General features: G+C 66.1%; 8 protein-coding genes. All 8 read left to right on the forward strand.

The window, feature by feature from the left end; translation table 11 throughout:
* Window position 1 precedes the first annotated feature (1 nt).
* Window positions 2-1438, forward strand: a complete 1437-nt coding sequence (locus tag PP4_RS22525) for a TolC family outer membrane protein (RefSeq protein ID WP_016501435.1) — start codon at window positions 2-4, stop codon at window positions 1436-1438.
* The gene (locus PP4_RS22530; protein ID WP_016501436.1) at window positions 1435-3603 is read left to right on the forward strand and encodes a type I secretion system permease/ATPase; all 2169 of its coding nucleotides are present in this window, start codon (window positions 1435-1437) and stop codon (window positions 3601-3603) included. The genes PP4_RS22525 and PP4_RS22530 overlap by 4 nt, the downstream gene beginning before the upstream one ends.
* Window positions 3600-4784: an HlyD family type I secretion periplasmic adaptor subunit gene (locus PP4_RS22535; protein ID WP_016501437.1), complete on the forward strand. Its 1185-nt coding sequence runs from the start codon at window positions 3600-3602 to the stop codon at window positions 4782-4784. Before PP4_RS22530 ends, PP4_RS22535 begins: the two co-directional genes overlap by 4 nt.
* Before the next feature lie 147 nt (window positions 4785-4931).
* A complete protein-coding gene (locus tag PP4_RS22540; protein ID WP_016501438.1) occupies window positions 4932-5831 on the forward strand; it encodes a chemotaxis protein in 900 nt (299 codons plus the stop codon).
* Between the two features lie 88 nt (window positions 5832-5919).
* Entirely contained in the window at window positions 5920-6231 is a 312-nt protein-coding gene (locus PP4_RS22545) for a hypothetical protein (protein ID WP_016501439.1), read from the forward strand.
* Window positions 6228-6962 carry a YkgJ family cysteine cluster protein gene (locus PP4_RS22550; protein ID WP_016501440.1) on the forward strand — a complete coding sequence of 245 codons (735 nt, stop codon included), beginning with the start codon at window positions 6228-6230 and terminating at the stop codon, window positions 6960-6962. Before PP4_RS22545 ends, PP4_RS22550 begins: the two co-directional genes overlap by 4 nt.
* 255 nt (window positions 6963-7217) lie before the next feature.
* Window positions 7218-8381, forward strand: a complete 1164-nt coding sequence (locus tag PP4_RS22555; RefSeq protein WP_016501441.1) for an efflux RND transporter periplasmic adaptor subunit — start codon at window positions 7218-7220, stop codon at window positions 8379-8381.
* Window positions 8378-11470 carry a multidrug efflux RND transporter permease subunit gene (locus PP4_RS22560; RefSeq protein WP_016501442.1) on the forward strand — a complete coding sequence of 1031 codons (3093 nt, stop codon included), beginning with the start codon at window positions 8378-8380 and terminating at the stop codon, window positions 11468-11470. The genes PP4_RS22555 and PP4_RS22560 overlap by 4 nt, the downstream gene beginning before the upstream one ends.
* The last annotated feature ends 7 nt before the right edge of the window (window positions 11471-11477 follow it).

Below are 11477 nucleotides of genomic sequence, written 5' to 3' on the forward strand. Positions count from 1 at the left end.
TGTGAAGCGAAGCAGTCCGCTGTCACCGCTGTTGCTGGGAGCCTTCGGGCTCCTGGCCCTGAACTTCCACCCGGTTGCCCAGGCAGCCGATGACATAGACCCCCAACTGCGCCAGATCGGGCCATCGCTGTTACGCGATGCGCCCGAAGCGGTGCCCGCACGCCCCGCCACCGGCATGGCCCCGGTCGCCAGTGGCGAGCGGCTGGGGCTGACCGACGCGGTGCTGCAGGCCGCTCAATGGCACCCCAGCATCGCCGAGGCCATCGGCAACCTCTATAAGCAGGGCGAAGGCATCAACGTCGCCCGCGCCGGGTATTACCCGCAGATTTCCGGCGGTATCCGCACCGGTTATGACACCGGTTATGGCGGCGACCGCAACAGCCAGGCGCTGAACCTGTCGCTCAAGCAGATGCTCTACGACTTCGGCAAGGTCGACAGCGCCGTCAGCGCGGCCCAGGCTGCCGCCGCGCGCGCCCAGGCCAATATCCTGCTGGTGGTCGACGACCTGGCCCGCGACACCGCTTATGCCTGGATCGAAACCCGCCGATATGAACAACTGATGACCATTGCCCGCGACCAGATTCGCGGGGTCGGTGACATTGCCGGCATGGCCCGCCAGCGCAGCGACATGGGCGCCAGCACGCGCTCCGACGTGGTGCAGGCCGAGTCCCGTGTGGAGAGCGCCCGCGCCACGCTGGAGGAATACCAGTCGCAGTACGAGCGCTGGCGTTCGACCCTGGCGGCACTGATGGGGCGCATCACCCCACCGGCGCTGGCCGAGGATTCGCCAGCAGCGCTGAACCAGGCCTGCAAGCGGCCCTCGCAAGGCGATGACCGCCTGCCTGCCGTGCTCATGGCCCTGGCCCAGCGCGCCCAGGGCCAGGCCGAGCTGGCCCAGGCCAAGGCCGAGGCCTACCCGACCCTGTCGTTGCAACCGCAGGTCAACCACTACCTGGACAACGACTACAACCGCGACAACTCACGCATGGACCGCACCCAGGCAGGCATCTACCTGAACGTCGAGGTGCCTATCTATCAAGGGGGTGCCATCAGCGCCCGCAGCCGCGCAGCCGGCCACGCCCTGACCGCCGCCGACTCCGCCGAAGACGCGGCCCGCCTGCAAGCCCGTCGTGGCCTGGCCGAGGCCATGGCACAAACCTCCGGGCTAGGCCGCCGGCTGACTTCGCTGGAAGCGCGCCAGGTCAGCATCCAGGAAGCGCGCATGCTCTACGGCCGCCAGTACCTGGACCTGGGCACGCGGCCCCTGCTCGACCTGCTCAACGCCGAGCAGGAGATCTACCAGTCACGCTTCGAACTCGCCGGCACCCGCTCCGACCTGCTGCGCCTGGATGTCGACTGCCTGTACAACACCGGCGCCCTGCGCACGGCCTTTGGCCTTGAGGGGCGCAACCTGCAAGGGGTGGAGATCCAGCCATGACCGATTCGATCAATGTGACCCTGCCTGAACAGCCCACGGCCCCCGCGGCCGAAGCGCCTCATCGACCGGACCTTGGGCCGTGGCTGGAAGTGATGCTGCAGGTGGCGCACCACTACCGCCTGGACGTGTCGCCCCAGCGTATTCGCCTGGCCGCCGTCGAGGATGCTCGCCCGCTGGATGAAATCCTTCGCCACATGGCGCGCCAGGCCGGCCTGGCCCTGCGCTTCGTGCGCTTCGACGCCAAGGGCTTGAGACAGTGGCGTACACCGCTGGTACTGGAACTGGATGATGGCCAGCTGGCGGTGGTGGAATCGGTCACCGAAGAGGACGACCTGGCGGTGGTGTTTGCCGGTGACCAGGGCCTGACCTCTCGCCTGCCCCGCGACAGCCTCAAGGGCCGCATCAACCGCGTTGCGCTGCTGCGCCCGGCGCGGCCGCTGCGCGATGTGCGCACAGATGACTACACCGCACCCTACGACCGCCACTGGTTTGCCCGCATCGTGCTGCGCGACCTGCGCCCCTATGGGCAGGTGATGGTCGCCTCGCTGGTAGCCAACGTATTGGCCCTCGCGGGGGTGCTGTTCTCGATGCAGGTGTACGACCGGGTGATCCCGGCCGAGTCGCTGCCAACCCTGTACGTGCTGTTCGGGGGTGTAGTGCTGGCGCTGGTGTTCGACTTCAGCATGCGCCTGCTGCGGCTGAAGGTGACGGACCTGCTCGGCAAACGCGCCGACCTGCGGGTGAGCGACCTGGTCTACGGGCATGCCTTGCGCCTGCGCAACTCGGTGCGGCCGAAGTCCACCGGTTCGTTCATCTCGCAACTGCGCGAGCTGGAATCGATCCGCGACCTGATCACTTCCAGCACCGCCACGGCGCTGGCCGACCTGCCGTTCTTCCTGTTGTTCCTGTTCGTGTTCTGGCTGATCGGCGGCGTGCTGGTGTTCATCCCGCTAGCCGCACTGCTGGCCATGGTGGTGCCTGGGGTACTGGCCCAACGGCGCCTGGCGCGGCTGGCCAATGCCTCCATGCGCGAGTCGGCGCTGCGCAACGCCATGCTGGTAGAAAGCATCCAGGGCCTGGACGAGATCAAGGCACTGCAGGCCGAAGCACGCTTTGAACGGCAGTGGAACCAGTACAACGCCGCCTGCGCCCACACCAACCTGCGCCTGCGCACCCTCACCAACGGCCTGGTGACCTGGACCCAGAACGTGCAGGGCGCGGTCTTTGCCGTGGTCATCGTGGTCGGCGCGCCGATGGTCATCGCCGGCGACCTTACTACCGGTAGCCTGGTGGCGGCGTCGATGCTGTCGTCACGGATGATGGCGCCACTGGCGCAACTGACCCATGTACTGACCCGCTGGCAGCAGGCCAAGGTGGCCCTGCAAGGGCTGGACAAGCTGATGCAGTCACCGGTCGACCACCCCGAAGGCGAAGCCCGCGTACACTTGCCGGCGATTCGTGGCGAGTACCGCCTGCGCCAGGCCAACTTCCGCTACAGCGAGGAGTCCCCGCCAGTGCTGAACATCGGCCAGCTGGATATCCAGCCGGGCGAGCGCATTGCCGTTCTCGGGCGCAACGGCGCCGGCAAGTCGACCCTGCTGCAAGCCCTGGGAGGGGCCATGGACCTGGTGCAAGGCGAGGTCAGCCTGGACGGCATCGCCATGGGCCACCTCGACCCGGCCGACCTGCGCCGTGACGTGGGCCTGCTGCCACAGTACGCGCGCTTGTTCCACGGCACCCTGCGGGAAAACCTCACCCTCGGCGCCGGCCAGGCCAGTGACCAGGAGCTGGTGGCCGCGCTGGCTGCCACGGGCGCGCTGGACTTCGTCCGCCGCCTGCCCAAGGGCATGGACCACCTGATCCTGGAAGGCGGCCTGGGCTTGTCCGGCGGCCAGCGCCAGGCCCTGGTGCTGTCGCGCCTGCTGGTGCGCCAGCCGCAAGTGTTGCTGCTGGACGAGCCGACTGCGTCGCTGGACGACATGACCGAGCGCAAACTGCTGGATAACCTCGAACGCTTCTGCCAGGGCCGCACCCTGGTGATCGCCACCCACCGCCTGAGCGTGCTGCAACGGGTCGACCGCATCCTGGTGCTGGACGGCGGGCGCATCGTCATCGATGACACCCGCGATGCCGCGCTGGCCAAACTGCAAGGAGCCCAGGCATGAGCAACCATGAACTCCCGGCCTCCTACCTGGATGGGCAGGACGACCAGGCGGTGTTCCGCGCCGGCCGCATCATCACCATCTGTGCCTTGATGCTGGCCGCATTCCTGGGCTGGGCCGCCTGGTTCGAGGTGACCGAAGTGTCCACCGGCACCGGCAAGGTGATCCCCAGTTCGCGGGAGCAGGTGATCCAGTCGTTCGAGGGCGGCATCGTCGCGCAGATGAGCGTTGCCGAAGGCGACCTGGTCGAGCGCGGCCAGGTGCTGGCCCAGCTCGACCCGACCAAGACCGCCTCCAGTGTCGGCGAGAGCGAAGCCAAGTACCGCGCTGCCAAGGCCAGCCAGGCACGCCTGCAGGCAGAGGTCACGGGCAAGCCGCTGACCTTCCCGGAAAGCCTGCGCGACTCGCCCGACCTGATCGACGCGGAAACCGCGCTGTACCAGACCCGCCGCCGCGGGCTGGAGCAGACCCTGGCTGGCATCCAGGACTCGCTGCAACTGGTGCGCAGCGAGCTGAAGATTACCGAGAACCTTGCAAAGATGGGCGCCTCCAGCCGGGTCGAAGTGATTCGCCTGAACCGCCAGCGTTCAGAACTGGAGCTCAAGGCCAACGAAGCCCGCTCCGACTACCTTGTGCGTGCCCGGGAAGAGCTGGCCAAAGCCAGCGCCGAGGCCGACAGCCTGTCGGAAGTGGTCCGTGGGCGAAGTGACTCGCTTACCCGCCTGACCTTGCGCTCACCGGTGCGCGGCATCGTCAAGGACATCGAGGTCAATACCCTGGGCGGCGTGGTGCAGCCCGGTGGCCAGGTGATGAAGATCGTGCCGATGGACGAACGCCTGCTGATCGAAACCCGCATCGCCCCACGCGATATCGCCTTCATCCACCCGGATCAGGCGGCCAAGGTCAAGATCAGTGCCTATGACTATTCGGTGTATGGCGGGCTGGATGGCAAGGTGGTAGGGATCTCGCCGGACACCCTGCAGGATGAGGTGAAACCGGAAATCTACTACTACCGGGTGTTCATCCGCACCGAGCAGGACAGCTTGCAGAACAAGGCCGGCAAGCATTTTGCGATCGTGCCGGGGATGATTGCCACGGTGGATATCCGCACCGGCGAGAAGACCATCCTCGATTACCTGATCAAGCCGCTGAACCGGGCCAAGGAGGCCCTGCGCGAACGCTGATCCAGGCGTTTACACACATCACCTGTGGGAGCGGGCATGCCCGCTCCCACAGGGTCCCAAGCATCCCCGGGTTCTGTGCAAAATGCCTAAAGCCCGACCAAAACAGGCCGATAACCGGTTATCCCCTGTTCCCCACCGAAGGTCACCATGGCCACGCAAAATGCCCGCGCGGACTCGTTGTCCCTGCTGCTGTTCACCCTGCGCAGCGGCAAGTTGATGGCAATCAACCTGCTCAAGGTCAGCGAAATCATCCCCTGCCCGCCGCTGACCAAGCTGCCGGAATCGCACCCCAACGTGAAAGGTGTGGCGACCCTGCGTGGCCATTCGCTGTCGGTCATCGACCTGTCACGCGCCATCGGCGAGCGGCCCCTGGAAGACCCGCAAGGCGGCTGCCTGATCGTCACTGAAATCAGCCGCTCGCGCCAAGGCCTGCATGTGCAGGCGGTCAGCCGCATCGTGCATTGCCTGAGCACCGACATCAAACCGCCGCCCTTTGCTTCGGGCAACCGCTCGTACATCACCGGCGTGACGCGGGTCGACAACACCCTGGTGCAGGTGCTGGACATCGAAAAAGTCATCCACTCCATCGCCCCACCGCAGGCCGAACCAGCTCACGGCACCCTGAGCGAAGAAGACGCCAGCCTGCTGGCCGCCGCCAACATCCTGGTGGTGGACGACAGCCAGGTGGCCCTGCAGCAGTCGGTGCACACCCTGCGCAACCTGGGCATCGAATGCCACACCGCACGCAGCGCCAAAGATGCCATCAACGTGTTGCTGGAGCTGCAAGGCACCGCGCAGGAGATCAACATCATCGTCTCCGACATCGAAATGAGCGAGATGGATGGCTACGCCTTCACCCGCACCCTGCGCGAAACCCCTGACTTCCAGCACCTGTACGTGCTGCTGCACACCTCGCTGGACAGTGCCATGAGCAGCGAGAAGGCAACCCAGGCCGGGGCCAACGCCATCCTCACCAAGTTCTCCTCGCCAGAGCTGACCGATTGTCTGGTGGTGGCCGCGCGTACCGTGGTGTTTGCCGAGCACTGATATATTAAGCGACAAACTCCCCGGCTTGCCGCCGGGGGTGAGTCGGGCATAATTCGCGCCCCTCGCAAGCAAATTGCCGGAATCGCGTATGAAGTTTTTCAGCTCTATCCTGATCACCTGCGCCCTCTTCAGCGGTATCGCCCAAGCCTCCAGCAGCCAGGCCTGGAACGAGCAGCGCCAACAGATGCTCAAGGCCTGCCTGGCCGCCAGCCAGTTCAAGGATGCCCACGCCCGCGGCAAGCCCGCCGAGTTCGATGACCAGGTCGGCATGAGCGCCCTGCTGGTCGAAGGCGTCTACCCGCAGAAGCACATGCAGCAACGCACCGGTACCGAGCTGTGCCTGTACGACCGCCAGCACCAGCGTGCCTTCATCAGCGAGTGGAGCCCGGAAGCCAAGTGACCGACAGCTTGCGATTCGGTTGTACCGGCTGCGGCAAGTGCTGCACCGGGCACCACGTGCCCCTGACGCTGGCCGAGGCCCGCCGCTGGGCAGATGATGCCGGCCAGGTGATAGTGCTGATCGAGGCCTTCGTGACTGATGGCCCCGGTATGCCGCCTGAGCAGCGCGAACATGCGCTGCGCCGCTCGTACCCAGTGGCTTGCGGCCACGGCGAGGCACGCGTGTCGGTGACCTTCGCCGCGTTCAACCCCGGCCGATGCCGCAACCTCGACAACAACGACCTGTGCACCATCTACGACCAGCGCCCGTTGGTCTGTCGCATCTACCCGGTGGAAATCAACCCGCACATTCCGCTGCGCCCGGCCAGCAAGGACTGCCCGCCCGAGGCCTGGCAGCAGGGGCCGGAACTGATACACGGCACCCAACTGGTGGATGCGGAACTGGAAGCGCTGGTGCAAGCCTCGCGACAGGCCGACCGCGATGACATTGCCGCCAAGGTGGCGGTATGCCAGGCGCTGGGCATGACCACCAGTGCGCTCAAGGGCAATGGCTTTACCGCCTACCTGCCGGACATGGGCGCGTTTGCCACGGCGCTGGCGCGCGAGCAGTGGGATGACGATGGGCATTGGACCTTGCATGTGCAGGATGAGGCGCTGGTCGCGAGCTTGCAGGGGCTTGGTTTGCGCACTACCAGTGAAACCCCGGTGTACTACGCCTTCATCGGCTTCTAGCCGGAGCGACTTCAGAAAGCCCTCCACGGTAACTGTGGGAGCGGGCGTGCCCGCGAACACCGGCGCAGCCGGTGCCATCCACCGCGTTGTATTCTTCGCGGGCACGCCCGCTCCCACAGTGGTCCCCAGTCGCATGCCAGCAGGTGAAACTGACACGGCTGTCAGCCAGCCGTCACGCTGCCGACCCGGTTCGGGGGCTATAAGATTGAGTACAGACAACCGTTTCCCTCCCTTCTGGCCAAGGTGCCCGCACCGATGCGACGTCCGTCCCGCTCTGCCTTCCTCGCCGCCCTGGCGCTCCTGGCCCTGGTGGTAGCAGGCATCTGGTTCAGCCAGCGCCAACCCGCACCGGCTACTCGCGCGCAAACCGCCGTGCCGGTACGCGTGGTCAGCGTCGCCCAGCAGGACGTGCCGCGCTATGCCAGCGCCATCGGCTCGGTGCTGTCGCTGCACAGCGTCGAGGTCCGGCCACAAGTAGAGGGGATACTCACCCAAGTGCTGGTCAAGGAAGGCCAATGGGTCAAGCAAGGCGACCTGCTCGCCACCCTCGACGACCGCAGCATCCGCGCCAGCCTCGACCAGGCCCGTGCACAACTCGGCCAGAGCCAGGCACAGATCCAGGTGGCCGGCGTCGACCTCAGGCGCTACCGCCTGCTCAGCAGCGATGACGGCGTGTCCAGGCAAACACTCGACCAGCAACAGGCGTTGGTCAACCAGCTGCAAGCCACGGTCAAGGGCAACCAGGCGGCTATCGCCAATGCCGAGGTGCAACTCTCCTACACCCAGATACGCTCGCCGGTAACCGGGCGCGTCGGCATCCGCAATATCGACCCCGGCAACCTGGTGCGCACCAGCGACACCCAGGGGCTGTTCAGCGTGACCCAGATCGACCCGATCGCTGTGGAGTTCTCGCTGCCGCAACAGATGCTGCCGACCCTCCAAGGCCTGCTCAAGGCGCAAACGCCTGCGCTGGTCGAGGCCTACATGGATGCCGATGGCGAGCGCAACCTGCTGGGCGCAGGCCACCTTGCGCTGATCGACAACCAGATTTCGGCCAACACCGGCACGGTGCGGGTCAAGGCCGAGTTCGACAACAAGGACGGCCTGCTGTGGCCGGGGCAACTGGTCACCGTACGGTTGCGCACGGCGATGGACGAAGACGCCCTGGTGGTGCCGCCGCCCGTGGTGCAACGCAGCATCGATGGCCACTTCGTCTACCGCGTCGACGGCGACAAGGTCACCAGCGTGCCGGTCAAGGTGCTGTACCAGGACAGCACACTGAGCATCGTCGCCGGGGTAAAGGCCGGTGACCAACTGGTGCTCGATGGCCAGTCGCGCCTCAAACCCGGCTCCAGGGTCGAGATCACCCCTGATGCCCCGGCGCCTGCCGAGATGGCCGACCGCAGGAGCCAGCCATGAACACCCGCAATGGCGTCTCGGCCTGGTGCATCGATCACCCTATCGCCACCCTGCTGCTGACCTTCGCCCTGGTGCTGCTGGGCGCCATCGCCTTCCCGCGGTTGCCCGTGGCGCCGCTGCCCGAGGCCGATTTCCCGACCATCCAGGTCACCGCCCAGCTGCCCGGTGCCAGCCCGGAAACCATGGCCTCGTCGGTGGCCACGCCGCTGGAGGTGCAGTTCAGCGCCATCCCCGGCATGACCCAGATGACCAGCAGCAGCGCGCTAGGCTCGACTACGCTGATCCTGCAGTTCACCCTCGACAAGAACATCGACACCGCCGCCCAGGAAGTGCAGGCGGCGATCAACACCGCCACCGCCCGCCTGCCCCAGGACCTGCCCAGCCCGCCCACCTGGCGCAAGGTCAACCCGGCCGACAGCCCGGTGGTAATCCTCACCGTCAGCTCTGCACAGATGCCCGGCAACGAGCTCAGCGACTACGCCGAAACCCTCCTGGCCCGCCAGCTCAGCCAGATCGACGGGGTCGGCCTGATCAACATCACCGGCCAGCTGCGCCCGGCCATCCGGGTGCAGGCACAACCCGAGAAACTCGCGGCCATCGGCCTGACCCTGGCCGACGTGCGCCTGGCCATCCAGCAGACCAGCCTGAACCTGGCCAAAGGCGCGCTGTACGGCGAGCACAGCGTGTCGACCATTGCCGCCAACGACCAGCTGTTTCACCCCGAAGACTATGCCCAGCTGATCGTCAGCTACCGCAACGGCGCCCCGGTGCACCTGAAGGACGTGGCCAAGGTCATCAACGGTGCCGAGAACGCGTATGTAAGGGCCTGGTCGGGCAATCAGCCGGGGCTTAACCTGGTGATCTTCCGCCAGCCCGGCGCCAATATCGTCGACACCGTGGACCGGGTGCTCGACGCCTTGCCGCGCTTGCAGGAAATGCTGCCGGCCTCGGTTGAAGTGTCGGTGCTGCAGGACCGCACCCAGACCATCCGCAGCTCGCTGCATGAAGTCGAGCTGACCCTGATGATCGCGGTGGCGCTGGTGATCGGGGTAATGGCGCTGTTCCTGCGCCAGTGGTCGGCCACCTTCATTGTCTCCAGCGTGCTCGGCGTCTCGCTGATCGCCACGTGCGCACTGATGTACGTGTTCGGTTTCAGCCTCAACAACCTGACCCTGGTGGCCATCGTCATTGCCGTCGGTTTCGTGGTCGATGACGCGATCGTCGTGGTGGAAAACATCCATCGCCACCTGGAAGCCGGCGACGATAGCCGCACTGCAGCGCTCAAAGGCGCCGGCGAGATCGGTTTCACCGTGGTGTCGATCAGTTTCTCGCTGATCGCCGCCTTCATTCCACTGCTGTTCATGGGCGGTGTGGTGGGCCGGCTGTTCAAGGAGTTCGCCCTGACCGCCACGGCGACCATCCTGATTTCGGTGGTGGTCTCGCTGACCCTGGCCCCCACCCTTTCGGCGCTGTTCATGCGCCGCCCACCCGGCGACCACCAAGGCGGTTTCGGCCAGCGCCTGCTGGGTTGGTACGAAAAAGGCCTGGACCGCGCACTGGCCCACGGGCGGATCACGCTGGGGGTGTTCGGCATTACCCTGGCGCTGGCCGTGGCCGGCTACGTGGGCATCCCCAAAGGTTTCTTCCCGCTGCAGGACACCGGCTTCATCCTTGGCACAACCGAGGCAGCGGCGGATGTGTCCTACCCGTCGATGATCGAGAAGCACCTGGCGCTGGCGAAGATCATCGGTGACGACCCGGCAGTGCGCGCCTATTCGCACTCGGTCGGGGTGACCGGCAGCAACCAGACCATCGCCAACGGCCGTTTCTGGATCTCGCTCAAGCCCCGCGGCGACCGCGACGTCTCGGCCAGCGAATGGATCGACCGGATCCGCTCGAAGCTGGCCCAGGTGCCGGGCATCGTCCTGTACATGCGCGCCGGCCAGGACATCAACCTCAGCTCCGGCCCGTCACGCACCCAGTACCAGTACGTGCTCAAGAGCAACGACGGGGTCGCGCTCAACCTGTGGACCCAGCGCCTGACCGACCGCCTGCGGGAAAACCCGGCGCTGCGCGACCTGTCCAACGACCTGCAACTGGGCGCCAGCGTCACCCGCATCGATATCGACCGCCAGGCCGCAGCGCGTTTCGGCCTGACCACCACCGACGTCGACCAGGCCTTGTACGATGCCTTCGGCCAGCGCCAGATCAGCGAATTCCAGACCGAGACCAACCAGTACAAGGTCATCCTCGAACTGGACGCGCAACAGCGTGGCAAGGCTGAAAGCCTCAATTTCTTCTACCTGCGCTCGCCACTGACCAACGAGATGGTGCCGCTGTCGGCCCTGGCGCATGTCGCCGCGCCAAGCACCGGGCCGCTGTCGATCAGCCACGACGGCCTGTTCCCGGCCGCCAACCTGTCGTTCAACCTGGCCCCCGGTGTGGCCTTGGGCGATGCGGTGCAGATCCTGGAACGTGCGCAGCGCGAGCTGGGTATGCCCGACTCGATCACCGGCAACTTCCAGGGCGCCGCCCAGGCGTTCCAGAGCTCGCTGTCGAGCCAGCCCTACCTGATCCTTGCCGCGCTGGTGGCGGTGTACATCATCCTCGGCGTGCTCTATGAGAGCTTCGTCCACCCGCTGACCATCATCTCCACCCTGCCCTCAGCCGGCCTGGGCGCGATCATCCTGCTGTGGGCCAGCGGGCAGGACTTCAGCATCATGGGGCTGATCGGCGTGGTCCTGCTGATCGGCATCGTCAAGAAGAACGGCATCCTGCTCATCGACTTCGCGCTCGAAGCCCAGCGCCATCACGGCATGACGCCCGAGCAGGCGATACGCCAGGCCTGCCTGGTGCGCTTCCGCCCGATCATCATGACTACCCTGGCCGCGCTGCTGGGCGCAGTGCCGCTGATGTTCGGCTTTGGCACCGGCGCCGAGCTGCGCCAGCCACTGGGCATTGCGGTGGTGGGTGGCCTGCTGGTGAGCCAGGCCCTGACGCTGTTCACCACCCCGGTCATATACTTGGCCCTGGAGCGCCTGTTCCACCGCCGCCAGGCTGCCCCTGCGGCAGCGCCAAGTGCCAGCTAGGACAAGA

The sequence above is a fragment of the Pseudomonas putida NBRC 14164 genome (assembly GCF_000412675.1).
GTDB classification, from domain to species: Bacteria; Pseudomonadota; Gammaproteobacteria; order Pseudomonadales; family Pseudomonadaceae; genus Aquipseudomonas; species Aquipseudomonas putida.